This is a genomic window from Dryocola boscaweniae, assembly GCF_025215095.1.
GTDB classification, from domain to species: Bacteria; Pseudomonadota; Gammaproteobacteria; order Enterobacterales; family Enterobacteriaceae; genus Dryocola; species Dryocola boscaweniae.
In genome coordinates, this window is record NZ_JALHAP010000082.1 from 573,975 (window position 1) to 600,960 (window position 26,986).

At 51.6% G+C, this 26,986-nt stretch carries 30 protein-coding genes and 1 other annotated feature; of the genes, 10 read left to right on the forward strand and 20 right to left on the reverse strand.

Annotation, left to right across the window (positions count from 1 at the left end; all coding sequences use genetic code 11):
- Nucleotides 1-49: 49 nt before the first annotated feature.
- The 16 genes from MUA00_RS20080 to MUA00_RS20155 all read right to left on the reverse strand — a co-directional run bounded on the left by MUA00_RS20080 (nucleotide 50) and on the right by MUA00_RS20155 (nucleotide 13,918).
- Nucleotides 50-724: an EAL domain-containing protein gene (locus tag MUA00_RS20080; RefSeq protein ID WP_271124758.1), complete on the reverse strand. Its 675-nt coding sequence runs from the start codon at nucleotides 722-724 to the stop codon at nucleotides 50-52.
- A gap of 220 nt (nucleotides 725-944) precedes the next feature.
- Nucleotides 945-1,919, reverse strand: a complete 975-nt coding sequence (locus tag MUA00_RS20085) for a LacI family DNA-binding transcriptional regulator (protein WP_271124759.1) — start codon at nucleotides 1,917-1,919, stop codon at nucleotides 945-947.
- A 142-nt stretch (nucleotides 1,920-2,061) separates the two neighbouring features.
- Nucleotides 2,062-2,523, reverse strand: a complete 462-nt coding sequence (locus tag MUA00_RS20090) for an NlpC/P60 family protein (RefSeq protein WP_271124760.1) — start codon at nucleotides 2,521-2,523, stop codon at nucleotides 2,062-2,064.
- A 70-nt stretch (nucleotides 2,524-2,593) separates the two neighbouring features.
- Nucleotides 2,594-3,349 carry a vitamin B12 ABC transporter ATP-binding protein BtuD gene (gene btuD / locus MUA00_RS20095; protein ID WP_271124761.1) on the reverse strand — a complete coding sequence of 252 codons (756 nt, stop codon included), beginning with the start codon at nucleotides 3,347-3,349 and terminating at the stop codon, nucleotides 2,594-2,596.
- Between the two features lie 3 nt (nucleotides 3,350-3,352).
- Entirely contained in the window at nucleotides 3,353-3,901 is a 549-nt protein-coding gene (locus tag MUA00_RS20100; protein WP_271124762.1) for a glutathione peroxidase, read from the reverse strand.
- A gap of 63 nt (nucleotides 3,902-3,964) precedes the next feature.
- On the reverse strand, nucleotides 3,965-4,945 hold the full coding sequence (gene btuC, locus MUA00_RS20105) for a vitamin B12 ABC transporter permease BtuC (RefSeq protein WP_271124763.1): 981 nt from the start codon (nucleotides 4,943-4,945) through the stop codon (nucleotides 3,965-3,967).
- 109 nt (nucleotides 4,946-5,054) lie between these two features.
- Complete coding sequence (gene ihfA / locus MUA00_RS20110) at nucleotides 5,055-5,354, reverse strand: integration host factor subunit alpha (RefSeq protein ID WP_001229265.1); 300 nt, start codon at nucleotides 5,352-5,354, stop codon at nucleotides 5,055-5,057.
- A 4-nt stretch (nucleotides 5,355-5,358) separates the two neighbouring features.
- A complete protein-coding gene (gene pheT / locus MUA00_RS20115) occupies nucleotides 5,359-7,746 on the reverse strand; it encodes a phenylalanine--tRNA ligase subunit beta (protein WP_271124764.1) in 2,388 nt (795 codons plus the stop codon).
- A gap of 14 nt (nucleotides 7,747-7,760) precedes the next feature.
- A complete protein-coding gene (pheS, locus tag MUA00_RS20120; RefSeq protein WP_271124765.1) occupies nucleotides 7,761-8,744 on the reverse strand; it encodes a phenylalanine--tRNA ligase subunit alpha in 984 nt (327 codons plus the stop codon).
- A gap of 59 nt (nucleotides 8,745-8,803) precedes the next feature.
- Nucleotides 8,804-8,927, reverse strand: a sequence feature (Phe leader region).
- Nucleotides 8,878-8,922 (reverse strand): pheST operon leader peptide PheM, encoded by a 45-nt coding sequence (gene pheM, locus MUA00_RS20125; protein ID WP_106120997.1) that lies wholly within the window; start codon nucleotides 8,920-8,922, stop codon nucleotides 8,878-8,880. (Overlaps the previous feature by 45 nt.)
- A gap of 117 nt (nucleotides 8,928-9,044) precedes the next feature.
- Nucleotides 9,045-9,401, reverse strand: a complete 357-nt coding sequence (rplT, locus tag MUA00_RS20130) for a 50S ribosomal protein L20 (RefSeq protein ID WP_000124850.1) — start codon at nucleotides 9,399-9,401, stop codon at nucleotides 9,045-9,047.
- Between the two features lie 45 nt (nucleotides 9,402-9,446).
- A complete protein-coding gene (rpmI, locus tag MUA00_RS20135; protein WP_004263702.1) occupies nucleotides 9,447-9,644 on the reverse strand; it encodes a 50S ribosomal protein L35 in 198 nt (65 codons plus the stop codon).
- 96 nt (nucleotides 9,645-9,740) lie between these two features.
- Nucleotides 9,741-10,283, reverse strand: coding sequence for a translation initiation factor IF-3 (gene infC, locus MUA00_RS20140; protein WP_121268117.1), 543 nt, complete (start codon nucleotides 10,281-10,283; stop codon nucleotides 9,741-9,743).
- A 3-nt stretch (nucleotides 10,284-10,286) separates the two neighbouring features.
- On the reverse strand, nucleotides 10,287-12,215 hold the full coding sequence (thrS, locus tag MUA00_RS20145; protein WP_271124766.1) for a threonine--tRNA ligase: 1,929 nt from the start codon (nucleotides 12,213-12,215) through the stop codon (nucleotides 10,287-10,289).
- 453 nt (nucleotides 12,216-12,668) lie between these two features.
- Complete coding sequence (locus tag MUA00_RS20150) at nucleotides 12,669-12,893, reverse strand: DUF2147 domain-containing protein (RefSeq protein WP_271124767.1); 225 nt, start codon at nucleotides 12,891-12,893, stop codon at nucleotides 12,669-12,671.
- Between the two features lie 266 nt (nucleotides 12,894-13,159).
- Nucleotides 13,160-13,918, reverse strand: coding sequence for a DUF481 domain-containing protein (locus MUA00_RS20155; protein WP_271124768.1), 759 nt, complete (start codon nucleotides 13,916-13,918; stop codon nucleotides 13,160-13,162).
- A 288-nt stretch (nucleotides 13,919-14,206) separates the two neighbouring features.
- Here MUA00_RS20155 and pfkB point away from each other — a divergent pair, with 288 nt between their 5' ends.
- The 3 genes from pfkB to MUA00_RS20170 all read left to right on the forward strand — a co-directional run bounded on the left by pfkB (nucleotide 14,207) and on the right by MUA00_RS20170 (nucleotide 16,505).
- A complete protein-coding gene (gene pfkB, locus MUA00_RS20160; protein WP_271124769.1) occupies nucleotides 14,207-15,136 on the forward strand; it encodes a 6-phosphofructokinase II in 930 nt (309 codons plus the stop codon).
- Nucleotides 15,137-15,251: 115 nt separating this feature from the next.
- Nucleotides 15,252-15,542, forward strand: coding sequence for a type V toxin-antitoxin system endoribonuclease antitoxin GhoS (ghoS, locus tag MUA00_RS20165; RefSeq protein ID WP_271124770.1), 291 nt, complete (start codon nucleotides 15,252-15,254; stop codon nucleotides 15,540-15,542).
- 102 nt (nucleotides 15,543-15,644) lie between these two features.
- The gene (locus MUA00_RS20170; RefSeq protein ID WP_271124771.1) at nucleotides 15,645-16,505 is read left to right on the forward strand and encodes a fructosamine kinase family protein; all 861 of its coding nucleotides are present in this window, start codon (nucleotides 15,645-15,647) and stop codon (nucleotides 16,503-16,505) included.
- A gap of 44 nt (nucleotides 16,506-16,549) precedes the next feature.
- Here MUA00_RS20170 and MUA00_RS20175 read toward each other — a convergent pair whose 3' ends face one another.
- Complete coding sequence (locus tag MUA00_RS20175; protein WP_271124772.1) at nucleotides 16,550-17,086, reverse strand: YniB family protein; 537 nt, start codon at nucleotides 17,084-17,086, stop codon at nucleotides 16,550-16,552.
- A gap of 167 nt (nucleotides 17,087-17,253) precedes the next feature.
- Here MUA00_RS20175 and hxpB point away from each other — a divergent pair, with 167 nt between their 5' ends.
- From hxpB to MUA00_RS20195, 4 genes are all read left to right on the forward strand, one after another.
- The gene (gene hxpB, locus MUA00_RS20180; RefSeq protein WP_271124773.1) at nucleotides 17,254-17,922 is read left to right on the forward strand and encodes a hexitol phosphatase HxpB; all 669 of its coding nucleotides are present in this window, start codon (nucleotides 17,254-17,256) and stop codon (nucleotides 17,920-17,922) included.
- A 149-nt stretch (nucleotides 17,923-18,071) separates the two neighbouring features.
- Nucleotides 18,072-18,833, forward strand: a complete 762-nt coding sequence (gene kduD, locus MUA00_RS20185) for a 2-dehydro-3-deoxy-D-gluconate 5-dehydrogenase KduD (protein ID WP_271124774.1) — start codon at nucleotides 18,072-18,074, stop codon at nucleotides 18,831-18,833.
- A 116-nt stretch (nucleotides 18,834-18,949) separates the two neighbouring features.
- Nucleotides 18,950-19,540 (forward strand): metal-dependent hydrolase, encoded by a 591-nt coding sequence (locus MUA00_RS20190; RefSeq protein WP_271124775.1) that lies wholly within the window; start codon nucleotides 18,950-18,952, stop codon nucleotides 19,538-19,540.
- Nucleotides 19,541-19,672: 132 nt separating this feature from the next.
- The gene (locus MUA00_RS20195; RefSeq protein WP_271124776.1) at nucleotides 19,673-21,064 is read left to right on the forward strand and encodes an L-cystine transporter; all 1,392 of its coding nucleotides are present in this window, start codon (nucleotides 19,673-19,675) and stop codon (nucleotides 21,062-21,064) included.
- A 43-nt stretch (nucleotides 21,065-21,107) separates the two neighbouring features.
- Here MUA00_RS20195 and cedA read toward each other — a convergent pair whose 3' ends face one another.
- Nucleotides 21,108-21,344 (reverse strand): cell division activator CedA, encoded by a 237-nt coding sequence (cedA, locus tag MUA00_RS20200; protein WP_271124777.1) that lies wholly within the window; start codon nucleotides 21,342-21,344, stop codon nucleotides 21,108-21,110.
- Between the two features lie 166 nt (nucleotides 21,345-21,510).
- Here cedA and katE point away from each other — a divergent pair, with 166 nt between their 5' ends.
- Entirely contained in the window at nucleotides 21,511-23,769 is a 2,259-nt protein-coding gene (gene katE, locus MUA00_RS20205; RefSeq protein ID WP_271124778.1) for a catalase HPII, read from the forward strand.
- 191 nt (nucleotides 23,770-23,960) lie between these two features.
- Here the strand turns inward: katE and cspE are convergent, their stop codons facing one another.
- Both cspE and osmE read right to left on the reverse strand, forming a co-directional pair.
- On the reverse strand, nucleotides 23,961-24,173 hold the full coding sequence (gene cspE, locus MUA00_RS20210) for a transcription antiterminator/RNA stability regulator CspE (protein WP_121268105.1): 213 nt from the start codon (nucleotides 24,171-24,173) through the stop codon (nucleotides 23,961-23,963).
- A 314-nt stretch (nucleotides 24,174-24,487) separates the two neighbouring features.
- Entirely contained in the window at nucleotides 24,488-24,829 is a 342-nt protein-coding gene (gene osmE, locus MUA00_RS20215; RefSeq protein ID WP_271124779.1) for an osmotically-inducible lipoprotein OsmE, read from the reverse strand.
- 271 nt (nucleotides 24,830-25,100) lie between these two features.
- On the opposite strand from osmE, the gene nadE reads away from it, so the two are divergent.
- A complete protein-coding gene (gene nadE, locus MUA00_RS20220; RefSeq protein ID WP_271124780.1) occupies nucleotides 25,101-25,928 on the forward strand; it encodes an ammonia-dependent NAD(+) synthetase in 828 nt (275 codons plus the stop codon).
- Nucleotides 25,929-26,051: 123 nt separating this feature from the next.
- Complete coding sequence (gene yddG, locus MUA00_RS20225; protein WP_271124781.1) at nucleotides 26,052-26,942, forward strand: aromatic amino acid DMT transporter YddG; 891 nt, start codon at nucleotides 26,052-26,054, stop codon at nucleotides 26,940-26,942.
- The last annotated feature ends 44 nt before the right edge of the window (nucleotides 26,943-26,986 follow it).

The window sequence follows — 26,986 nt, forward strand, 5'->3', positions numbered from 1 at the left end:
TAGTGTAGTGGCTTCACGGCGGTTTAAACACGGTGTGGTTGCAAGGTCTTTACAGCGATGAGTCCGGCAGAAGCAAATCCGCAATTGATTCGACCGGCACCGCGGGCCAGAGGCTGCCCTGCATCGCGCTAAACCCCAGCAAGCGGGCCTTTACCAGAGAAGCCTCATCGTCAATGCCTGCGATTATCAACGCCCGGCAAAACGGCGAAATCTGATCCGTAATAGCCTGCATAAAAGGTGTAAAAGAACTCGCATGAATTTGCTTATGGATAAATCCCTTATCGAGCATAATCGAGGTAAATAAGCCGTCGAAAATTGATTTCGTGGTCGCCATGCCGGCGCCAAAGTTTTCCAGCACCAGGGCGAAAAGCTTACTTATTTCCCGCAGGCGCAGATTGCCGCTGCCAAGATTTAAATCTGTAAAACTTTCATTAATGGTTAACTCAATGAAAGGCAACCGGCTGATACGAGTAATCAATTGTTGCTCTGACAGAATAGCATCCACGATATGTTCGTTTATATTTACCCAGGCCCGGAGTTGGTGGGTCATAAAGAAATCTTGACAGTTTTCGAGTAATGATAACTTTTCGCAGAACAAGGCTAATTCTTGCTCCGCATTTAAATGAGGGAGAACCAGTTCCGTCGGAATACGGACCGGGGTATCGACGCCGACAAAATTCGTGATTAACTGGAGACCAAAAAGTTGGCCTTCCGGCAAACGCATTGGCAGAAAACAGAAATGCGAGCGGTAAACAATATCCAGTGAGACGATCATATTGCCAGCCGTGTTTCTACAAGGGGGAACGGCATCGTCACGCGATGAACATTCAGCATCTGCTGAATTGATTTTACTCTAATTAATATCACTTTCATCCCTGAAGCGTTTTGAAATTTACCTTAAAGTATTTATTCAGCTTATCCTGGATGCTTCTTTATGGCTAGTTTTACTGAAGAGCGCGAAACGAGTCGCGGTGGATTATCAAAGGGTCGAAAGTTTCAGTTACACAATTTTCGTCCAGTAATTTACGAGTCGCGAATCTTGCCATTTCACTAATCGGAAAATGTACGCTGGTTAATGCCGGGCGAACAAATGCCGCGCGTTCTCCACTGTCATAACATATAAGAGATATATCCTGCGGAATGCGCAAACCACGCTCGGTAATTGCAAGCATCGCGCCAATTGCCATTTCTTCATTGCAGCAGTAAATAGCCATTGGCTGCTTTTCTTTGAGTAACAGAGAAGTTTGCTGATGGCCGCTTGGCATGTCGTACTCACCTTCGAGTACCGCGACGGGCGCTAAACCAGCCTGTGCCATAGCCTCCAAAAAACCCTGCCTGCGTAATAAACTGGAAGCGCGGTTAGTGGGTCCATGCAGGCAGGCAATTGCCGTATGCCCGCCGTCAATAAAGACCCGGGTCGCAAGCCGACTGGCGGCGCGATGGTCGAAAACCACACAGCGCTCTTCCAGGCCGGGTACGTCTCTGTCAAGGACGATAAATTTACGCCCTTGCCCCGCCAGGCGCAGCAGCATTTCATCTTCCAGCGCGCGAATATGCAGAACCAGCCCATCACAGCGCAAATTATAAAGCCGCTGCATGGCATTCAACTCTTTATCTGCAAAACTGCGCCCTTGCGTAACCAACAACTGCTTGCCGTGCAGCTCCGTTTCGCTTTGTACTGTATCCATTAACGCACCGAAAAATCCGCCGCGATAGGAAGTGGTAACCAGGCCAATCGTGTTGCTTTGACTTGAGGCTAAAGCGCGGGCGGCCGGATTGGGAGAATAGCCCAGCTCGCGAATAGCCGCTTCCACTTTGCTGCGCGTCTGAGCCTTAACGTTGGTATCGCCATTTACCACACGGGATACGGTAGCACGGGATACGCCAGCGCTTGCGGCAACATCTTCCAGAGTAACCATTGGGTTCCTTAACAGGGAATCAGTAAAAAGCTTTTTGATATTACCCGATATACAGCGCAGCGCCTGGGTTAACCCCGGAATTACGGAAGGGAATCACGATTTAGAAAAAAAGAAAACTGACCCGGACGGGTCAGCACAAAAGCTAGATGCGGCGAGCCTGCCAGAATTTTTTGCGCCAGTAGACGTTATCAAGGGAAGAACGCATTACTCCCCTGCTGGTGGAGGCATGGATAAACTGGTTGTCGGTATCGTAAATCCCAACGTGCAAACCGTTATCGCCCGAGCCTGTTTTAAAGAACACCAAATCCCCGGGAAGCAGGTCGTCTTTATCAATTTCAGTGCCGATTTCAGCCTGTTGACGCGTTTCGCGCGGAAGCTGTAAATCGAACTGATCGCGGAAGGTTGTAAGCACAAACCCGGAACAGTCGACGCCTCGACGACTCATGCCGCCGTAGCTGTACGGCGTGCCGCGCCAGCCGCTGAGCTGATCGTTAAGCTTTGCAATAACGGTTATAGAATCAGAAAGCCGAGCATTAGGCGGCGGCGCATGGTGACTACACCCTGCGAGTATCAGACACGCCACTACAATAAGCCATACGCGCATTTTCAGGCAGATCCTCACCCGTTTTGTTATTGGCAGTAATTTAGCGCTTACCCATGATTTGATGCAAGATTTACCCTCCCGAAAGCGGCGTAATCAGCATACTGTGTCCTTCAATTTGCAGACGACGAAAATGCATATTGTACGCCGTGGCTAAATGTTGCGGCAAAAGCACCTCATCGCGGTTGCCCTGAGCGACCATTTTACCCGCGCGCAACAGCCAGACTTTGTGAGCGTGGCGCAGCGAATGGTTTAAATCATGGCTACTCATCACTACGGCAACGCCTGCATCACACAGCTTCATTAACTGCTGGTCGAGTACCGCCTGCTGCGCCACATCGAGGCTGTTCATCGGCTCATCAAGCAGCAGCAGACGCCCTTGTGGATTGATCTCCGGATGAATCTGCAATATCACCGCCGCCAGCCGCACCCGCTGCCATTCACCGCCCGAAAGCTGGTTCACGGGGCGGTTGAGCTTATCCGTAAGCCAGAAAGCCTGCGCGAGTTGCATCATTACCGCTTCGGCCCCAGGCGCAGGCTGATGCAATCGCAGGTAATGCCAGACGGGCATAGCAAACGGCGGGAGCTGTTGCTGAGCGAGGTAAGCACGCGTTTGCGCCAGGGCCACCGATGACCATTCTTTTAGCGGAACGTCGTTCAGCGTAAGCCGCCCTTCTCCGGCAGACAATCCTGCCATCAGCGTAATAAGCGTGCTTTTCCCTGCGCCATTTGGCCCGACAAGATGTACCAGCTCGCCTGGTCCAACCGCGGCGCTGATGGGCCCGAGTCGTCCGGCAACGGCGATATCATTTAACTGCAGAAGCGACATGTTTTATTTTGCCAGCGCCGCTTTGATGGCTTCCATCACTATCGGATCTTCCGGAGTCATATCCGGCGAGAAGCGTTGAATGACGTGGCCATCGCGCCCGACAAGGAATTTTTCGAAGTTCCATAAAATGTCGTCCGGGTACAACGGCGCGCGACCTTTGCTGCTCATACGCTCGTAGAAGCCGCTGCTTTCTGGCGCAACGGCGGTTGGTGCCGCAGCCACCAGCTTTTGGTATAGCGGGTGACGGTTTTCGCCGTTCACATCCAGCTTGCTGAACATCGGGAAAGTGACGCCGTAGGTTGTGCTGCAGAAGGTTTTAATTTCTTCTTCGCTGCCCGGCTCCTGGCCCAGGAACTGATTGCAAGGAAAACCGAGCACGGCGAATCCTTTGTCTTCCCAGGCCTTGTGAATATTCTCAAGCTGCTCATACTGCGGCGTCAGCCCACACTTTGACGCAACGTTTACCAGCAGCAGCACATTTCCTTTCCAGCGCTCAAGCGTGGTCGTCTCGCCGTCAATCGTTTTGATTTCAGTATTCAGAATGTCCTGCATAGCGTCCCCTTAATGAAAAATCTTTGTGTATGGCTTCCGGAAGCATAAAGATAGCCTGCTAAGTTAGCGTCCGGCCTTTAATAATAGCCAGATAAATACTGGCGCGCCTAGCGTTGCCGTAACAACGCCTATTGGTAATTCGGCGGAGGTTAGCGCCAGTCGGGCAATGATATCGGCGCCGAGCAGCACGGAAGCGCCGGCAAGCCCGCTTGCTGGCAATAAAACCCGGTGATCGGTCAGCCCTTTCAGGCGCAGCATATGAGGAATAACCAGCCCGATAAATCCAATTGCACCGGCAAGCGCCACGCTAACCCCCACCAGCCAGCCGGTTGCGATGACCAGAATATTGCGCCATATCCATACCGACAATCCCAACTGGCGCGCGGATGTTTCACCCAGCGCCATCAAATTTAAAGGAGCATAGCTGCCACACAGCCAGGCCATCACGGGCAGCAGCGTCACCATCAGCCACCACTGACGCCAGTCAACGCCGCCAAATCCGCCCATCATCCAGTACATTAACTGACGTAAATCGAGGCTGGTGCTGAAATAAACCGCCCAGGTCATCAGCGCGCTACAGATAATCCCCAGCGCCACGCCTGCCAGCAAAAGACGGCTGGTGGAAAGATGACGACGGGAAAAACGCAGCAGGATAAGCGTGATGAGCAACGCACCGATGATGGCGCACACGCCTAAAGCCCAACCGGGAAGCGCCCCCTGGCCGAGCAGGACACCTGCAATAAGCGCAACGCCTGCGCCGTTAGAAACGCCAAGCAACCCAGGCTCCGCGAGGGGATTTTCAAAAAGCGCCTGCATAATGGTGCCGGAAATAGCCAGGGCGGCGCCAACCAGCAGGACAGCAAGCGTGCGCGGCAGGCGTATTTGCCAGATGAAAAGCTGTGCATCCTCGCTCCACCACCGTTGCGGCGCAAACCAGCGATCGCCCGCACACAAACTCAGCACGACCATGGCTGCCATGACCATCATCAGAATAATGAGCCATAAGCGTTCAAGACGGCGCTGCCGGGAGACGAAAGTGAGCATTGAGACGGGTCCATAGATTTGCAGCCAGGCTGCTGATTTTACGGGGTAAATGTCAGGAAGAACAAGCAAAGAAAAAGGCCGCGGATGCGGCCTTTTTGGTTAACTCAGGTTACTCGTCTTTTGGCGACGCGTTTTCAACCCGACTTTTCAACTTCTGACCAGGTCGGAAAGTCACCACACGGCGAGCCGTGATGGGAATATCTTCACCGGTCTTCGGGTTACGCCCGGGACGTTGGTTTTTATCGCGTAAGTCAAAATTACCAAAACCTGATAGTTTAACCTGCTCGCCGTTTTCCAGAGCGCGACGGATCTCTTCGAAAAACAGCTCTACCAGCTCTTTAGCGTCTCGTTTGCTAAGACCAAGCTTATCAAACAGATATTCTGACATTTCAGCTTTTGTAAGCGCCATACGTTCAATCCCTCAATGATGCCTGGAATCGCTCTTTTAATGCCTCTACGCATTTTGCAACGGTAGCGGCAATCTCCTCTTCTTCGAGTGTACGGCCGGTATCCTGAAGGATAAGGCTGATGGCCAGGCTCTTATAACCTTCGGCTACGCCCTTGCCACGGTACACATCAAACAAGTTTACGCCAACTACCTGATTTGCGCCAACTTTCTTACATTCGCCCAAAATATCTGCTGCGGGAACGTTTTCAGCAACCACGACAGCGATGTCGCGACGGTTGGCCGGGAAGCGTGAAATCTCTTGCGCCTCAGGCACCACGCGGTCTGCGACCTTGTTCCACAGCACTTCAAACACCAGCGTGCGGCCGTTGAGAGAAAGCTTACGCTCAAGCTCCGGATGCACAACACCAATGAAACCAATGCATTCGCCCTGTAAATAAATGGCGGCACTTTGCCCTGGATGCAACGCCGGGTTACTCGCAGCGACGAATTCGATGTCAGAAAGCTTACCCGTCAGATCAAGAATAGATTCCAGATCGCCCTTCAAATCATAGAAGTCGACGGTATTGCGCGCCAGATCCCAGTGTTCTTCGTAACGGTTGCCGCAAATCGCGCCAGCCAGCATAAGATCCTGGCGGATACCGAGGTCTGCCTGAGTATCAGGAACAAAGCGCAGTCCGGTTTCGAAAATACGCACGCGGCTCTGCTGGCGGTTCTGGTTATAAACCACGGTATTAAGCAGGCCGGTCAGCAATGACAAACGCATGGCCGACATTTCGCTCGAAATCGGGCTTGGTAAAATCAGATGTTCTTCACCCGGATGCAGCAACTGTTGGATTTTAGGGTCCACAAAGCTGTAGGTGATCACCTCCTGATAGCCTTTATCCACCAGCATGGTTTTCACACGCTTGAGGGACAAATCCGCTTCGCGGTGGGCGCCCATTACCAGACCCGCCTGAACAGGCTCATCAGGAATGCTGTTATAACCGTAGACGCGAGCCACTTCTTCTACCAGATCTTCTTCGATCTGCATGTCGAAACGCCAGCTTGGGGCAACGGCGGTCCATTGATCCTGCCCTTCTGTCACTTCACAACCCAGACGACGCAGGATATCGCCAACCAGCGCATCTTCAATATGATGGCCGATCAGACGATCCAGCTTGCTGCGGCGCAGCGTAATGGTGGCCGGTTTTGGCAGATGCGCTTCGCTTGTCACGTCAATAACCGGACCGGCTTCGCCGCCGCACAGGTCAATCAGCAGACGAGTTGCTCGCTCCATCGCTTTATATTGCAGCGCTGGATCCACGCCGCGCTCATAGCGATGAGAGGCATCCGTATGCAGACCATGACGACGAGCACGGCCGGTGATGGACAGAGGACTGAAGAAGGCGCATTCAAGCAGAACGTTCTGCGTTTCATCGTTTACGCCAGAGTGCTCGCCGCCAAAGATGCCGCCCATGGCCAGTGCTTTGTTATGATCGGCGATAACCAGCGTATCGGCTTTTAATTTCGCTTCGTTGCCGTCCAGCAGGGTCAGCGTTTCACCCTCTTGCGCCATACGCACCACAATGCCGCTATCGATACGGTCCCGATCGAACGCGTGCATCGGCTGGCCAAGTTCCAGCAGCACATAGTTAGTGACGTCAACAACGGCATCAATAGAGCGAATGCCGCAGCGACGCAGCTTTTCTTTCATCCACAGCGGAGTTGGCGCCTTAACGTTGATGCCTTTAACGACGCGGCCCAGATAACGCGGGCAGGCCTCGGCGGCATCCACACGGATAGAGACGGTATCTGAGATAGTCGCCGCAACAGGCGCCATCTCTGGCTCGACCAGCGGCAGTTTGTTCAGCACGGCAACGTCACGCGCCACGCCGATAATCCCCAGACAGTCCGCACGGTTTGGCGTCACGCTGATTTCGATGGTGTTATCTTCAAGCTTCAGGTAATCGCGGATATCCGTTCCGATTGGCGCATCAGCAGGCAGTTCGATGATGCCGTCATGATCGTCGGAAATGCCCAGTTCGGAGAAGGAGCACAGCATTCCTTCGGAAGGCTCGCCGCGCAGCTTGGCCGCTTTAATTTTGAAATCGCCGGGCAAAACGGCGCCAACGGTAGCCACGGCCACTTTCAGGCCCTGACGGCAGTTTGGCGCGCCGCAGACGATATCAAGCAGGCGCTCGCCGCCTACGTTAACCTTTGTCACACGCAGTTTGTCTGCGTTCGGGTGCTGAGCGCACTCAACAACTTCCCCGACAACTACGCCATTGAAGCGGCCTGCGACAGCGTCAACGCCGTCAACTTCAAGGCCAGCCATGGTGATTTGATCGGAAAGCGCTTCACTGCTGTTGGCTGGGTTTACCCATTCGCGTAACCAGAGTTCACTGAATTTCATTGGATATCCCGCCTTTATTTAAACTGTTTGAGGAAACGTAAATCATTTTCGAAGAATGCGCGCAAATCGGTTACGCCGTAGCGCAGCATGGTCAGACGTTCCATGCCCATGCCAAAGGCGAAGCCTGAATAAACTTCCGGGTCAATACCCACGTTACGCAGAACGTTTGGGTGCACCATGCCGCAACCCAGCACTTCCAGCCATTTGCCGTTTTTACCCATCACATCCACTTCTGCGGACGGTTCGGTGAACGGGAAATAGGACGGGCGGAAACGAATCTGCAGGTTTTCTTCAAAGAAATTATTCAGGAAGTCATGCAGCGTGCCTTTCAGGTTGGTGAAGCTGATGTTCTTATCAACAATCAGGCCTTCCATCTGATGGAACATCGGAGTGTGCGTCTGATCGTAATCGTTACGATACACGCGGCCCGGCGCGATAATACGAATCGGCGGCTGCTTGTCTTTCATGGTACGGATTTGCACGCCAGAGGTTTGCGTACGCAGCAGACGGGTGGCGTCGAACCAGAAGGTGTCATGATCCGCACGCGCCGGGTGGTGGCCGGGAATATTCAGCGCGTCGAAGTTATGATAGTCATCTTCGATTTCAGGGCCGGTAGCCACGGTGAAGCCAAGCTCGCCAAAGAAATTCTCAATACGATCGATGGTACGCGTCACGGGATGCAGCCCACCGTTTTCGATGCGGCGGCCAGGCAGAGAAACGTCAATTGTCTCCTGCGCCAGACGAGCATTCAGCGCAGCGCTTTCCAGGAAGGCTTTACGCGCGTTAAGGGCTTCCTGCACCTGCTCTTTAGCTTCGTTAATTACCGCGCCTGCTGCCGGACGCTCTTCTGCTGGCAGTTCACGCAGGGTGGTCATCTGAAGGGTCAGGTGCCCTTTCTTCCCCAAATATTCGACGCGTACGCTATCTAACGCGGCAACATCCTGGGCCTCGTTTATGGCAGCCGTGGCAACGGCAACCAGCTCTGCGAGATGTGGCATGGTATTCCTCTTATGCCGGCATAATTACCGGGGTAGTTTGTCTGTTCAAAAGAATATGCAAAAAAAAAGCCTCCACAAAGGAGGCTTTCGGCGCTGTTTTTCGTTTCTTTTCTTACGCGCAAAGCCCCCGGATTCAGGCGCTAAAGTAAAAAAAGAAACGGAAAATAGCAGCATTCATGCTTGCAGTTACCTTAATCGACGATATTCGTTCTGCATATTCAAAAGGCTCAGATCCGAAATGTCAATAATTTGATTGGGTTAGAAATTAAAAGAGGGAGACAAGCTCCCTCTTAAACTTACTTACGCCAGAGCTGCTTTCGCTTTTTCAACCAGGGCCGTGAATGCCACTTTGTCGAAAACTGCGATGTCAGCCAGGATCTTACGGTCAATTTCAACAGAGGCTTTTTTCAGGCCGTTGATGAATTTGCTGTAAGAGATACCGTTCTGACGAGCTGCAGCGTTGATACGTGCAATCCACAGCTGGCGGAATTGACGCTTACGTTGACGACGGTCACGGTAAGCATACTGACCAGCTTTGATAACAGCCTGGAAGGCAACGCGGTATACGCGAGAACGCGCACCATAGTAGCCTTTAGCTTGTTTGAGGATTTTTTTGTGACGAGCACGTGCGATTACACCACGTTTTACGCGAGCCATGTTAGCTCTCCTGTTCTATATTCTGAAATTTATTAAAAAGTTAACTTATGCGTACGGCAGGCACGCGACTACCAGGCCCAGATCCCCTTTGGAGACCATGCCTTTTGGACGCAGATGACGTTTACGCTTAGTAGACTTTTTAGTCAGAATGTGACGCAGGTTAGCGTGCTTGCGCTTAAAACCACCGCCGGCAGTTTTTTTGAAGCGCTTAGCGGCGCCGCGTACTGTTTTAATCTTTGGCATTTAATTACTTTCCACTTCGCATTGTTAATTAAACGAACCAGAAGGCGAACAAAACCAGCGAGGCGTAAGCCCCGCCGGAATCGTTACTTGAGTGCCTTACTGTTTCTTCTTAGGAGCGAGCACCATGATCATCTGGCGGCCTTCGATCTTCGATGGGAAGGATTCGACCACTGCCAGTTCACTCAAATCGTCACGGACGCGGTTAAGCACTTCCATACCGATCTGCTGGTGAGCCATCTCACGACCGCGGAAACGCAGCGTGATCTTAGCTTTATCACCCTCTTCCAGAAAGCGAACCAGGCTGCGGAGTTTTACCTGGTAGTCGCCATCGTCAGTGCCAGGTCGGAATTTGATTTCCTTAACCTGAATAACTTTTTGCTTTTTCTTCTGTTCCTTAGAAGATTTGCTTTTTTCGTAGAGGAACTTGCCGTAATCCATAATGCGGCAAACAGGCGGTTCGGCATTAGGACTGATTTCGACTAAATCAACCCCAGCCTCTTCGGCTTTTTCTAAAGCTTCATTCAGACTGACAATACCTAGCTGCTCGCCGTCTAGACCTGTTAGACGAACCTCAGTGGCACGAATTTCTCTGTTAATGCGATTAGGACGCGCCGGTTGAACTCTTTTTCCGCCTTTAATACTTTATTCCTCCAGTTGATTTAGATTGCGGCTGCGGATTTCTTGCTGCAGCTTTTCAATCAATTCGTTTACGTCCATGCTGCCCAAATCTTTGCCACGACGGGTACGAACGGCTACTTTGCCTGCTTCTACCTCTTTGTCGCCACAAACTAACATATAAGGGACACGACGCAACGTGTGTTCACGGATTTTAAAGCCTATCTTCTCATTTCTCAAGTCTGCTTTTACGCGAATGCCTGCATTTTGTAGTTTGCGGGTCAATTCGTTAACGTATTCAGACTGCCCATCAGTGATATTCATGACCACTGCCTGGACCGGAGCAAGCCAGGTTGGGAAGAACCCAGCGAACTCTTCGGTGAGGATTCCGATAAACCTTTCCATGGAGCCCAGGATGGCGCGGTGAATCATAACCGGCACCAGACGCTCGTTGTTTTCGCCGATGTACGACGCATTTAGACGCGCAGGCAGGGAGAAGTCGAGCTGAACCGTACCGCATTGCCATGCGCGATCCAGGCAGTCATACAACGTAAACTCGATCTTCGGACCGTAAAACGCGCCCTCACCCGGCTGATAATCAAACGGGATTTCATTTTCTTGTAACGCTACCGCCAGGTCAGCTTCCGCACGATCCCACATTTCGTCGGTACCGATACGTTTTTCCGGGCGAGTAGACAGCTTAACGACGATTTTTTCGAAACCGAAGGTGCTGTACATGTCATAAACCATACGAATACAGCTATTCACTTCGTCACGAACCTGGTCTTCAGTACAGAAGACGTGAGCATCGTCCTGGGTGAATCCGCGAACACGCATCAGGCCATGCAGCGCGCCTGATGGCTCGTTACGGTGGCAGCTACCGAACTCAGCCATACGTAATGGCAGGTCGCGGTAGGATTTTAGACCCTGATTGAAAATTTGCACGTGGCCCGGGCAGTTCATTGGCTTAATGCAGTACTCACGGTTCTCAGAAGAGGTGGTGAACATCGCATCTTTATAGTTGTCCCAGTGGCCGGTTTTTTCCCACAGCACACGGTCCATCATAAACGGGCCCTTCACTTCCTGATACTGGTACTCTTTGAGCTTGGAGCGCACAAAAACTTCCAGCTCGCGGAAGATGGTCCAGCCGTCGTTGTGCCAGAACACCATACCCGGCGCTTCTTCCTGCATATGATACAGGTCGAGCTGTTTGCCGATTTTACGGTGATCGCGCTTGGACGCTTCTTCCAGACGCTGCAGGTAAGCATTAAGTTGTTTTTTATCTGCCCATGCGGTGCCGTAAATACGTTGCAGCATTTTGTTGTTGCTGTCGCCACGCCAGTAAGCACCGGAGGTTTTCTGCAGTTTGAAATGATGGCAGAAACGCATATTCGGTACGTGCGGGCCGCGGCACATATCAACGTATTCTTCATGATGATACAAACCCGGTTTGTCATCATGGCTGATGTTTTCATCAAGGATGGCAACTTTATAGCTTTCGCCACGGTTGACGAAAGTTTCGCGCGCTTCGTGCCAGCTCACTTTTTTCTTGATGACATCGTAATCTTTCTCAGCCAGCTCATGCATACGCTTTTCGAGCAGCTCAAGATCTTCCTGCGTCAGGGTGTGGTCAAGGTCAACGTCATAGTAGAAGCCGTTGTCGATAACCGGACCAATCGCCATTTTGGTATTAGGCCATAACTGTTTGATAGCATGACCCAGCAGGTGGGCGCAGGAGTGACGAAGGATTTCCAGACCAGCTTCATCTTTGACGGTGATGATGGCGAGTTTGGCATCGTGTTCAATCACATCGGTTGCATCCACCAGCTCACCGTCTACGCGGCCTGCGATACAGGCTTTTGCAAGCCCTGGACCGATATCAAGAGCCACATCCAGCGGGCTGACAGCACGATCGTAATGGCGTTGGCTGCCATCAGGAAGAGTAATAACAGGCATTATAAGTCCTTATTTGCAGTGGTGACCCACACGTAAGATCACATGCAACGTTTATTTTGCTTTAGTTTCAAACGGTTGCGCTACCATCTCGCCTACAATTGCAAGGCCTGGCGCACAATTTGTTGCTTGCAGGCAAAAACCTCACCTTACAGCAGGCAGGAATAGTACCATCGCTGACGTCCGATGTCGCGTTTTTGACAACGCTGCGGATTGAATAATAAAGAAATAACGAATTGTTTAAGCGCCTTTTTTGCTTTCCTGAATAGAGAATTTTTCGCTCTTCTCTATTTTATGAAAAACGCTTTGGTTTATTGCTAATGTGAAGGCATTAATCCGGCGATTAAATATTAAAGACATAAAAAAACCGGGCTTCTGCTTCCGGTTTTTTATTAATGCTTAAGTGACTTAACAGACGTATTTACAATAAGACGCCTGAAGATAATACAGACTTAATTAATACCACTCACCTGCGACAAGGGTATGAACATTGAATGCGTCGTCCATGGAGCGGCCTGTAGATTGCGCGCCGGGAGCGATGTTTGAACCGGCTTCAATGTCTGTTACATGCGAGGTTTTAACGGTAGATTGAGTCGTGCCGGAAGCAGGCTGCGCAGCTAAAGCACCAAAAGAAAGTACGGAAAGAAGGGTAGCTGCGGCGACATATTTAATAGTTTTCATAGTCATTTTTCTCTTATTTAAGTGAATCCCAAGGCATTTGCCTGTCAACTTTATAAGAGTAGATCCCGATCACATTTTTGGATAGTCAATTTATTTGTCAAAAGGTTTCAAATATATTGAATATATGTCACAACAGGCGATTATGGAGAAATCATGGAGGAAGTTCTTTTTTCCTATTTTACTTTAAACAAAACGCAAGACCAAATAAATAATAGCGTGTCTTGCCAAATTAAAACAATAAAGCCGGGCTAACCCGGCTTCGGTAATTACATTTTATAACCGAGTGTAATAGCGGTTTTTCTGTCAGTGTGCTCAGGTGCGGAATCCGGTGGGTTGGAGTTCCAGGTCACGTTATAAGCGACTTTCAGCCCGAAGTGTTCGTTGATAGCGACCTCAAGTCCCGTCTCGGAGTTCACCGTGGTATCTTCGCTACCCAGTACGGAGACGCCCTGAATAAACTTCGCGTTATCCGTCAACTGCCAGTTATAGATGCCGGAGGCATAACCCAACGCCTGAGTTTCATGGCCGCCGTCGGTATATTCGTCGTAGCGGACACCTGGACCAAATTCAAAACGGAAGCTGTGCACCGGGCCGCTTAAGAACTGACGACCGTAACCAGCCGTCAGCACATCACGCGCCTGATAACCGTTAAAACGGTCGGTCAACCAGCTTGCCTGGCCAAACAGGTAATCGCTGTCCGTCATGTTATAACGGCTACGGGCGCCTGCAGAGTAAGTTTCTGAGGAGCGTTCGTCGTTAGAAGAGGTGTTGTTGGCATTCCCCCAAAGTGACCACGCGGTTGACGTGTTATACCAGGTCATATTGGTATTCGCAGTCAGCGTTGAGCTTTTGGTATTGCCTGACTGAGCGAGGTATCCCGCGTTGAGGTTGCCTTCAAAAGGTTTCTTCGCGGTGCTTGGGTCATCCATGACAGTGAAAACCGTGGTATCTGCAACTGCAAAGTGACTCAATAGCGCACTGCCGGTCAGCAAAATTGCAGCCGGTACTGTCTTAACAAGCTTCATTTATTAATCCGTACGACAAAAAAAGAAACCACCAAGGTTCCGGAATCTTCCCTGAGGATCAAATCTTTATCTCTCAAGAAAGGTTACAAATTATAAAAAAGCCCGGATAACATAGCAATGAATTCCTCTTTCATTTTTTGAATAAGAACGCTCTTAAAACATCTTTCTTTTCATATATATAGCTATCGCTTGCATTTTAGCAATCAATTGAAAAATCATGATGTTAATTAAAATTTCTCCTGCAGGTAATAATGCTAAGCTCTAGCTATTCATTAAAAAGGAGGTTTCATGGCTAGCATCTATACGTTGACACTTGCACCCTCTCTCGACAGCGCCACCCTGACCCCGCAGATTTATCCGGAAGGTAAATTACGTTGCACCGCCCCGGTATTCGAACCTGGCGGCGGAGGGATTAACGTTGCGCGCGCTATTTCTCATCTGGGCGGGAAAGCCATAGCTATTTTCCCGGTTGGCGGCGCGACAGGCGAACATCTTTCTGCCCTGCTTCTTGATGAAAAAGTTGCGATTGATACCGTGGACTCGCACGACTGGACGCGTCAGAATCTGCATGTGCATACCGAATCTACCGGCGAGCAATACCGCTTTGTTATGCCCGGCGCCACGCTCAGCGATGATGAATTCCGCCGTCTCGAAGAAAAAGTGCTGGCCATTGAGTCAGGCTCTATTTTAGTTATCAGCGGCAGTCTCCCGCCGGGCATTGACGTCTCAAAGCTGTGTTCGCTGGTAAAGGCGGCGCAAAAGGCCGGTATCCGCTGTATCATTGACAGCTCCGGCGAAGCGCTAGAAGCGACGCTTGAAATCGGCAATATTGAACTGATCAAACCCAACCAGAAAGAACTCAGCGCGCTGGTTAAGCGCGATCTCACCCAGCCAGATGACGTTCGCCTGGCCGCGCAGGAAATTGTAGAGAGCGGAAAAGCGCACCGTGTCGTTGTTTCTCTCGGCCCGCAGGGCGCTTTGGGCATGGATGCCAGCGGCTGCGTGCAGGTTGTTCCACCCCCGGTCAAAAGTCAGAGCACCGTTGGCGCTGGCGACAGCATGGTTGGGGCAATGACCCTAAAGCTTGCCGAAAATGCGCCGCTGCTGGATATGGTGCGATTCGGCGTTGCCGCCGGCAGCGCTGCGACGCTGAATCAGGGCACTCGCTTATGCTCGCTTGAGAACACTCAAAAAATTTACGACTATCTGCGTAGTTAATTCCCGCCCCCGCGCTTGGGGGCCATTGCGCTCTTCCCTGCCCCGTTACGCCAAAAGTCGCCATTTCAGGCAGATGAACTATGCTAAAACCTTTGGGATAACAATGAGGTGAACCATGAGTAATGGAGACATTGTGCGCTATGTCGTCACCGTAAAGTATAAAGAAGAGAGCCTGACGGATATCAACGAACTCAATAACCAACTGACTCGCGGCGGTTTTCTGCTCACCATGAGTGACGATGAAGGCAAAGTTCATGAACTGGGGACGAATACATTTGGCCTGGTGAGCGCGTTAAGCGAGCAGGAAGTTGTGGAACTGGCAAAAGGTCTTGGATATGTTGCGCTGGGCGCCGAGCCAGAAGTTACCGTTACGACCTGGGAGGAGTGGGAAAAGTCACCGGAGTGACAAATCAGTTCAATTCCTGACCGGGATGTGCGTTGGTTCTTGGTTTTTACCCGGTTATAAGTGCAAGCTAATGATCTACCAGAGCAACTGGGGGGAAATATCATGTGGCAAGCCATCAGTCGTCTGTTAAGTGAACAGTTGGGAGAGGCTGAAGTTGAACAACGCACCGAACTTCCCGGCGGGGAAATCCACGCGGCGTGGCGGCTGCGTTATGCAGGTCACGAGATTTTTGTTAAAAGCGACGATCGAGAGATGCTGCCAATTTTTACCGCAGAGGCCGATCAGCTTGAGCTTCTGTCACGCAGCAATACCGTGCGGGTGCCAAAAGTTTGGGCGGTAGGCAGCGACAGGGATTACAGCTTTCTGCTGCTTGAATACCTGCCAGCAAGACCGCTTGACGCTCATAACGCCTTCCTGCTTGGGCAGCAGCTAGCCCGTCTGCATGAATGGAGCGATCAGCCCCAGTTTGGACTCGATTTTGATAACGATCTTTCCACCACTCCTCAGCCCAATGCCTGGCAACGTCGCTGGTCAACGTTCTTTGCCGAACAGCGTATCGGCTGGCAGTTGGAAATGGCGGCGGAAAAAGGGATTCATTTGGGCGACATCGACATGATTGTCGATTTTGTTCATCAGTTCCTTGCCTCGCACCAGCCGCAGGCCTCGTTGCTGCATGGAGATTTATGGTCGGGTAACTGCGCGCTGGGGCCGGACGGGCCCTTTATTTACGATCCCGCCTGCTACTGGGGAGATCGTGAGTGCGATCTGGCGATGCTGCCGCTGCACACCGACCAGCCGCCTCAAATCTACGATGGCTATCAGTCTGTGTCCCCGCTTCCCTCAGGCTTTCTGGATCGCCAGCCCGTTTACCAACTCTACACGCTGCTAAACCGTGCCATTTTGTTCGGCGGACAGCATTTGGTCACCGCGCAAAAAGCACTGGAACGCATCCTGGCAGTTTAAGATGAGAGAATTGACGGCCACTCCCGGAAAGGAGTGGCTTTCTACTAAATAAAGCCCAGAAGCGAGAAAAAGAAATAGCCCGCAATAATCACAATTATCGGCAGGATATAAAGCGGGAAAATTTGCAGGAAAATCGTATGACGAGGCACCACGATTTTGTCATCAAGCTGCGCTTTGGTTAATCCTTCCGGCCCCTTCGCCTGCTCCAGAATCAATTGATCCTCAACGCCTTCACGCAGGAATTTAGCCTGACGACTCATGCGCGCGCCCGAAGCCTGCAGGGCAAGGCCGACAAAGATCAGGGCGAAAATAACCCAAAACAGGATGTTTGAATGCTGGTGAAACTCCGGCTGCGGCGAGTTGTACCAGAAGAAATTAAGGAATGGCGTATTAAAACGCATCATCTCAATCATCACATGTGCGAAATCCAGCATGACGGCGTTGATGCCTGGCTGCTTCTCGCTGTGTTCATACATAAATTTCAGGATTGAAATTAACGTTGAAATCACTGCCGGGATAAAAATCACCCAACCGGCAATGCGTTTAAGTACAGCAATGCGTCCAGCTTGTTGATACGTCATTCTTTCCCCTTGGTTAAGACGTAACTTACTCGCACAAAGTCTACCTTGTCTCACAGCATTTCGCCTGAGCTTTGCGGACGAATTTCATAAAAGCGGTGGCAACCTGCAGCTTTTCCCGCTATTCATAAGGGCATCTTTTTTAAATGAACGCTGACAGGAGTCCTTATATGGCCGATACGCGCCAGGTTTTAGCTGCGATTTTTGATATGGATGGTTTACTGATTGATTCCGAGCCGTTATGGGATGAAGCAGAGCTTGAGGTCATGGCCAGTCTTGGCGTCGACATCACGCGCCGCAACGAGCTGCCCGATACGCTCGGTCTGCGTATCGATCTGGTGGTTGAACTATGGTTTGCCCAGCAGCCCTGGAACGGCCCGACGCGTGAAGAAGTCACCCAGCGCATTATTACGCGGGCGATCGGTTTGGTTGAGGAGCGCCGTCCTTTATTACCGGGCGTGCGTGAAGCTATCGCGCAGTGTAAAGCTCAGGGGCTTAAAGTTGGCCTGGCGTCAGCCTCTCCCTTGCATATGCTTGAGCGCGTGCTGGAAATGTTTGATTTACGTGAGCAGTTTGATGCTATCGCCTCCGCTGAACATCTGCCTTACAGCAAACCCCACCCGCAGGTTTATCTGGATGCCGCCGCAAAGCTCGGCGTCGACCCAATGACGTGTGTCACCCTTGAAGACTCCGTTAACGGCATGATCGCTACCAAAGCCGCCCGCATGCGCTCCATTGTCGTACCTGCTGAAGAGAACCGCGGCGATCCTCGTTGGTGCCTGGCTGACGTGCAGCTTGAGTCATTGCTTACGCTTTCAGCATGCGATCTGCTTGGCTGATTTTAAGGGCGGATCGTTCCGCCCTTTATTAAAACCTCGCCCTGCTCTAATTTTTGAAACACCATTTCAGATAAATTTGTAATTCTGCATTCGCCTACCTATCCTAATGGGACACGCGCTACGGCGCTCTCTAAGTCCACGGGGTAGCTATGATTCTCGACGCTTTTAATTTGCAGGGCAAAGTTGCTCTAATCACCGGCTGTGACACAGGGCTTGGTCAGGGAATGACGCTCGGTCTTGCCGAAGCCGGGTGTGACATCATCGGCGTGAATCGCAAAATTCCACACGAAACGGCTGAAAAAGTTCAGGCCCTTGGCCGTCGTTTCACCGCAATTCAGGCGGACCTGAGCCAGCCCGACGTCATTCCCGGTCTCGTCAAGGAAGCCGTGGCGCGCATGGGCAGGCTCGATATTCTGGTCAACAACGCCGGCACTATTCGCCGCGAGGATGCCATCGAGTTCAGCGAAAAGAACTGGGACGACGTCATGAACCTGAACATCAAATCCGTGTTTTTTCTGTCACAGGCCGTGGCAAAGCAGTTTATTAAGCAGGGCAGCGGCGGCAAAATCATTAATATCGCCTCGATGCTTTCGTTCCAGGGCGGCATCCGCGTCCCGTCCTATACCGCATCGAAAAGCGCGGTGTTGGGCGTAACGCGCCTGCTGGCTAACGAATGGGCGCGGCACAACATTAATGTTAACGCGATTGCGCCAGGATACATGGCAACCAATAACACTCAACAACTGCGTGACGACGAAGCGCGAAGCCAGGAAATCCTTGACCGCATTCCTGCCGGACGCTGGGGTAAACCAGAGGATCTGCAGGGCGCCGCCGTATTCCTGGCTTCAGGCGCCTCCGATTATATTAACGGCTATACGATTGCCGTTGATGGCGGGTGGCTCGCGCGCTAAAGCATATCGCCGCCGGGTTTTTCTGACGGTGATGAAATGTTACAGCGTCACCTCTTCCGTCTACTGTATAAAATCCCTATACTGGATGAATCGACAGTTTTCATCCAGGTAGTATCATGACGGCGGAAGGTCATCTGCTTTTTTCTATAGCCTGCGCAGTATTTGCTAAAAACGCCGAACTCACGCCTGTACTGGCGCAAGGTGACTGGTGGCACATAGTGCCGTCCGCCATTTTGAGCTGCCTGCTGCCGGATATCGATCACCCAAAATCGTTTCTGGGCCAGCGCTTACCCTGGATTTCTAAACCCATAGCTCGCGCCTGCGGCCACCGTGGTTTTACCCATAGCCTGTTCGCCGTCTTTGTCAGCCTTGCCCTGTTTTATCTTAAGGTGCCAGAAAGCTGGGTCATTCCGGCTGACGCGTTACAAGGTATGGTGCTCGGCTATCTGAGCCATATTCTCGCGGACATGCTAACCCCCGCAGGCGTACCTCTACTGTGGCCGTGCCGCTGGCGCTTTCGCTTCCCTATTGTCCGTCCACAGAAAGGCAACCAGTTGGAAAGGTTTTTGTGTATGGCCCTGTTCGGCCTTGCCGTATGGATGCCGCAGAGCTTGCCCGAAAACAGTGCAGTGCGCTGGTCGTCACAGATGATAAATTCTTTGCAAACCACCTTTAATAGCTTCTTAAATCACCAACTGGAACAATAATTAGACGAAATAATCCATTTCGTAATAACCCATTCCTTTTGAATATAAGTGCGCAGCATCACATCTGTTACGCTTGGCGGCATAAAGGTGGGCGTTATTCCACCTGCTTACAAAAAATCAGGAGATACGGGGATGAATTATCCACTTATAGCGAACGTTATCGTGTTCGTTATTCTGTTGCTGTTGCTGGCGCAAACCCGCCATAAACAGTGGAGTCTGGCGAAGAAAGTACTGGTCGGCCTTGTCGTTGGCGTAGTGTTTGGCGTCGCCCTGCATGCAATTTATGGCGCAGACAGCCAGGTACTGAAAGATTCTATTCAGTGGTTTAACGTAGTCGGTAACGGCTATGTACAACTGCTGCAGATGATTGTCATGCCTCTGGTGTTTGTGTCCATTCTTAGCGCCGTGGCAAAACTGCATAATGCCTCTTCACTGGGCAAAATTAGTTTTCTGACCATTGGCACCCTGCTGTTCACCACGCTAATTGCGGCGTTGGTCGGCGTGCTGGTGACTAACCTGTTCGGCTTAACGGCCGAGGGGCTAGTGCAAGGTACCGCAGAAACCGCACGCCTGAGCGCTATTGAAACCAATTACGTCGGCAAAGTTGCGGACCTGTCAGTACCGCAGTTGATCCTCTCCTTCGTGCCGAAAAACCCGTTTGCCGACCTGACTGGCGCAAACCCAACGTCAATCATCAGCGTCGTTATTTTCGCCGCCTTCCTGGGCGTCGCCGCGTTGAAGCTGCTTAAAGACGATGCGCATAAAGGCGAACGCGTGCTGGTCGCTATCGACACGCTGCAAAGCTGGGTAATGAAGCTGGTTCGCCTGGTTATGCAACTGACGCCTTACGGCGTGCTGGCGCTGATGACTAAAGTTGTGGCGAGCTCCAACCTGCAGGACATCGTTAAGCTGGGCAGCTTTGTGGTGGCGTCTTACCTGGGTCTGGCCATTATGTTCGGCGTGCACGCGCTGCTGCTTGCGGTTAACGGCGTAAGCCCGCTGAAGTACTTCCGCAAAGTATGGCCAGTGCTGACCTTTGCCTTCACCAGCCGCTCCAGCGCTGCAAGTATTCCGCTGAACGTTGAAGCGCAAACCCGCCGTCTGGGCGTGCCGGAATCTATTGCAAGCTTTGCAGCCTCTTTCGGCGCCACTATTGGTCAGAACGGTTGCGCGGGTCTGTATCCGGCCATGCTGGCTGTGATGGTTGCGCCAACGGTTGGCATCAACCCGCTTGACCCGCTGTGGATTGCAACGCTTGTTGGTATCGTTACGGTAAGCTCCGCAGGCGTTGCTGGCGTGGGCGGTGGCGCAACGTTTGCAGCTCTGATTGTACTGCCGGCGATGGGCCTGCCCGTGACCCTGGTTGCCCTGTTGATTTCCGTAGAGCCATTAATTGATATGGGCCGTACCGCGCTGAACGTGAGCGGTTCCATGACTGCCGGCACCATCACCAGCCAGTTAATGAAGCAGACCGATAAAGAGATTCTGAACAGCGAAGAAGAGGTTGAACTCGCTCATCGCTAAAGGCGTCTGAACAGCAAAAGGCCGCAGATTCTGCGGCCTTTTTTTATATTTCAATTTCCTGGCGAACCTGCGTCGCCCACCTCTGCGCGGCTTCCGGCAGCGTAAAAGGCGGAGACTGACGGAACGCGTCCCCTACCAGCACAAAAGCCACATATTTATTTCGCAGCAACCATACATCCTTAAACCCTTCCACGCGCCAGGCATGCGACGGCGGCGCTGGTTCAACGCGCGGTTGGTAAGTTATGACGGGGCGAGTATTGGGTTGGCGCAGTGGTTTCATAGGCAATGACATTCGAAGCAAGGTTAGTGAACAACATCACTATGATAACGGATCGCCTGACGCTCGTCGCCTCCGCAAGCAGAGTTAACACATTGTTCTATAGTTAGAGGGGTTTTACTCTTATAACAACCCGGATAAACAGCCGTGAAAACAGGAGACGAGTTCAATGTCGAAGCACGATAAACAACCGCTTAGTCACAGCGCACCGGTTCACGATGCCAACGAATCTAAACCCGGCATGGATTCTCTTGCCCCGGAAGATGGCACTCACCGACCGGCTCAGGAGCCCACGCCGCCAGGAGCACAACCTACCGCTGCTGGCAGTTTCAAAAGCCCGGATACCTCAAACGAAAAGCTGAAAACTCTCGACAAGCACCGTAAAGACGGTGAAAACTTCCCGCTGACGACCAATCAGGGCGTACGCATTGCCGACGACCAAAACTCTCTGCGCGCCGGCACGCGCGGGCCTACGCTTCTGGAAGATTTTATCCTGCGGGAGAAAATCACCCATTTCGACCATGAGCGCATCCCGGAGCGTATTGTTCATGCCCGCGGTTCTGCCGCTCACGGTTTCTTCCAGCCCTACAAAAACTTGTCCGATGTCACCAAAGCGGATTTCCTCTCCGACCCGGATAAAATCACGCCTGTATTTGTGCGTTTCTCTACGGTTCAGGGCGGCGCAGGCTCTGCTGATACGGTGCGCGACATCCGTGGTTTCGCCACTAAGTTTTACACCGAAGAAGGTATTTTCGATTTAGTCGGCAACAATACGCCCGTCTTCTTCATTCAGGATGCGCATAAATTCCCGGACTTCGTCCACGCCGTAAAACCAGAACCACACTGGGCGATCCCTCAGGGCGGCAGTGCGCATGACACTTTCTGGGATTACGTCTCGCTACAGCCCGAAACGCTGCATAACGTCATCTGGGCAATGTCTGACCGCGGCCTTCCTCGCAGCTATCGCACCATGGAAGGCTTTGGCATTCACACCTTCCGTATGATTAACGCCGAGGGCAAATCTACGTTTGTTCGTTTCCACTGGAAACCGGTAGCCGGGAAAGCCTCGCTGCTGTGGGATGAATCGCAAAAGCTTACCGGGCGCGATCCGGATTTCCACCGTCGCGATCTGTGGGAATCTATTGAAGCCGGCGACTTCCCGGAATACGAACTGGGCCTGCAATTAATTCCTGAAGAAGACGAATTCAAATATGATTTCGACCTTCTCGACCCGACGAAACTGATCCCTGAAGAGCTGGTTCCGGTACAACTGGTCGGTAAAATGACCCTAAACCGTAACCCGGATAACTTCTTCGCCGAGAATGAACAGGCCGCGTTCCACCCGGGCCATATCGTCCCCGGCCTTGATTTCAGTAACGATCCGCTGCTGCAGGGGCGTCTGTTCTCCTATACCGATACGCAAATCAGCCGCCTGGGCGGGCCAAACTTCCACGAAATCCCGATTAATCGCCCGGTTTGCCCTTACCATAATTTCCAGCGCGACGGCATGCATCGCATGGACATCGACAGCAATCCGGCTAACTACGAACCAAACTCCATTAACGACAACTGGCCGCGTGAAACGCCGCCGGGGCCAAAACGGGGCGGGTTCGAAAGCTATCAGGCTCGTGTCGAAGGACATAAAATTCGTGAGCGCAGCCCTTCGTTTGGCGAATATTATTCCCATCCACGCCTGTTCTGGCAAAGCCAGACGCCGGTGGAACAACAGCACATCGTCGGTGCCTTTAGCTTTGAGCTTTCCAAGGTGGCTCGTCCTTACATCCGCGAACGCGTAGTGGATCACCTCACCCACATAGATATTTCGCTGGCCCAGCAGGTTGCGGAAAACCTTGGCATTGAGCTGTCCGATGAACAAATGCATGTTGCTCCGCCAAAAGACGTTAACGGGCTGAAAAAAGATGCCAGCCTGAGCCTGTACGCCGTGCCAACCGGAACCGTTAAAGGGCGAGTCGTAGCCGTTCTGCTAAGCGAAAATGCCAAAGCAACGGATGTCCTGGACATTGTGAAGGGGCTAAAAGCGCAGGGCGTACACGCCAGGCTGCTCTTCTCAAGAATGGGGCAAATTACGGCTGATGATGGCTCAGTCGTGCCGATCGCAGCCACTTTTGAGGGGTCGCCATCGGTGAGCGTGGACGCGGTAATCGTGCCCGGAGGCGATCTGAGTTCAATACTGGATAATGGCGAAGCTGCTTATTATCTGCTGGAAGCCTATAAGCATCTGAAAGTGATTGGCCTTGCCGGTGATGCCCGTAAATTTAAGGCAAAATTAGGGATTGACGATCAGGGTGAAGAAGGTGTGGTGGAAGCCGATGACGCGTCCGGTAATTTTATGAGCGAATTCCTGAAATTACTTGCCGGCCATCGGGTCTGGGCGCGCAGTAATAAAGTTGCCTATATTCCAGCCTAAAAAAACAGGCCGTAGCCAGCGCGGCTATGGCCTGTTTTCTCTGTTTTAAACTTTTATTTATTTCATCAAAAATAAAAAAAGCCCGAGCACGATAATAATCGTAATCAGGCTTTTCTATTCGTGTACGTTAACTGCTCCGGGTTAGCCCATCTTCGCTATCGTAACGCAACACGGCAACTTATTTGCTGTAATTACAGCGCAACCACGTTTGCAGCAGCAGGGCCTTTCGCGCCGTTTTCTACGGTGAATTTCACCTTTTGGCCTTCTTCCAGCGTCTTGAAGCTGTCGCTCTGAATGGCGGAGAAGTGAACGAACACGTCTTTGCTGCCGTCATCAGGAGTGATAAAGCCGAAGCCTTTATCAGCGTTAAACCATTTTACTAAACCAGTCAGTTGGGTAGACATAGATACTTCCTCAAAAAAATTTTCATCGCTACGTTGTAGCACCATGGTCTGAGTTTCAGAGTAACTTATGGGCTTTAGGAGGAGACTCACGGAGAAGAGGTATCTGAGGATAACGCTTGAACTGAGAACTGCTTTACTAAAATGCTTTACATAAGGTCTGATGAACAAACCGAGGACGCTATTAACGCACAGCCCTATTTTTTAAGCAAGCCTAATTTAACGATATACTGCATAAAGACATTTCTTTACTTTCATGAGGAAAATAATGAAGCGTTAAAAAAACCGCCTGCAGGCAGGCGGTTTTTAAAATTGAATTATTTTTTAGCTGCCTGCGGATCGGTGTCATATTCCGCACAGCTCTGGTAACCGGAATTCATTACGTGCCCGGTTTCATCAAGAGCGACGAAATAAGTTTCGGTTTTACCGTCACGCTGGCCCAGAATATAGGTCTGGCAAGTACCACGGGCGTGGATCATGGTGACTTCTGAAGAAGGTTTGCCCGCCACCTGCTGTACTTGTTCACGGCTCATGCCTTTCTTCACATCTTTGACAACCGGTGTGGCAACCTGATCTTTAGTACGATCGTAAGCGGTACAACCTGCCAGCATAGTCATTACAGCCGCTGCACTTAAAATTCCTGCTAGATTCTTGTTCATATTATATCCTCGTTTTATCGCCATATTGCTTGCGCGTGTAAAGTAAGCCTGGAATATAAAAGAACATTTTTCAACTTGTTAGCCGAAATGAACAGAAATTAGGACAATTAGCTATATCCGCAGCATTTCCGCTTAATCGCTCTAAATCCCGCCAGTTGACAGCGCAGCAGGGGCCATCAGCCTTGTCGTTTTAGCTACAAAGGGTTAGTTTTAACCTAACTGTTTTTGTGCTGCCTGCGCGCTGCAGGTATACCGTAACCGGAGGGGTTAAATGGCTCTGCAACAAGAGATTATTCAGGCGTTAGGCGTTAAACCACAAATTGATCCGCAGCAAGAAATTCGCGTCAGCATCGATTTTCTGAAAGCGTATCTGAAAACCTATCCATTTATTAAAACTCTGGTGCTCGGCATCAGCGGCGGACAGGACTCTACGCTCACCGGCAAACTCAGCCAGATGGCTATCACCGAACTGCGTGCGGAAAGCGGCGATGAAAGCTATCAGTTCATCGGCGTGCGCCTGCCGTTTGGCGTGCAGTTTGACGAACAGGATTGCCAGGACGCCATCGCTTTTATTCAGCCCGACCAGGTGCTGACGGTGAATATCAAAGACTCCGTGCTGGCAAGCGAACAGGCATTACGCGAAGCCGGTATTGAATTGAGCGATTTCGTACGCGGCAACGAAAAAGCCCGCGAACGCATGAAAGCCCAGTACAGCATCGCCGGGATGACCAAAGGCGTGGTAGTTGGCACCGACCACGCAGCCGAAGCCGTGACGGGCTTTTTCACCAAATATGGCGACGGCGGCACCGACATCAACCCTCTTTTCCGCCTCAATAAGCGTCAGGGCAAACTGCTGCTAAAAACCCTGGGCTGCCCGGAACATCTCTATCAAAAAGCGCCAACGGCGGATCTGGAAGACGATCGCCCTTCTCTGCCTGATGAAGCGGCGCTGGGCGTCACCTACGAAAATATCGACGATTATCTGGAAGGTAAACAAATTGACCGTGCTATCAGCGCCATTATTGAAGGCTGGTACACCAAAACGGAGCATAAGCGCCGCCCGCCAATTACCGTGTTTGACGATTTCTGGAAGATATAAACTAACGTTCCTGCATAGCCCGTTATTAGGGGAAATTCAGGGTTTGGTTCCCGGAGGGACGCCTGACCCTGAAGTTGCCCCAGGTATCTCGGGCTCATAAATATTCCATTGTTTTGAGATCCCATGGTCAGCTCCACACAACGCGCCACCCTTTTCGGCCTTCTGGCCATTATCCTCTGGAGCACTTCCGTTGGCCTGCTGCGCAGCATCAGCGAGCACTTTGGCCCTGTCGGCGGCGCAGCCCTTATCTATACCGTCAGCGCCATGTGCTTATGCCTCGCTCGCGGATTGCCAAAAATTCGCGAAATCCCGCCACGCTACCTGTTAATTGGCGGCGCGCTGTTTGTTACCTATGAGATCTTCCTTGCCTTAGCTATCGGTCTTGCCCACAGCCGGAGCCAGTCCCTTGAGCTCGGCATGATTAACTATCTCTGGCCCAGCCTGACTATCGTTTTGGCACTGTTTATCAACCAGCAGCGGGCAAGCCTTTGGCTGTGGCCCGGTCTCGCGCTTTCATTGGCTGGCATTATTCAGGTAATGAAAGGGGATGGGAGTTGGTCGCCCACGCAAATGTGGCAAAACATTCTGGATAACCCTCTGGCTTACGGCCTTGCGTTTGCAGCCGCGCTGATATGGGCGCTTTACTGCAACCTCACTCGTCGCTGGAGCCAGGGGAAAAATGGCGTCTCACTTTTCTTCTGCGCCACCGCACTGGTACTTTGGGGAAAATACGCTTTTGTAAGCGAGGCGCCGCTGCATTTTTCTTTCTCCGCCACGCTGCAACTGCTGTTTATGGGCGTTTCTACCGCCGTTGCTTATTCGGCATGGAACTTTGGTATTCAGCGCGGAAATATGACGCTGTTAGCCACCGCCTCCTACTTCACGCCCGTGCTTTCGGCCTTTATAGCCAGCCTCTGGCTGGGTCTGCATCCCGGCTGGTCTTTCTGGCAGGGAGTCGCGATGGTGGTGATGGGTTCGCTGCTCTGCTGGTTTGCCACAAGACGCTACGGATAAATTGCGGCTTTTTTGCGCTCCCCTTCCCTGATAGACTGTACAGG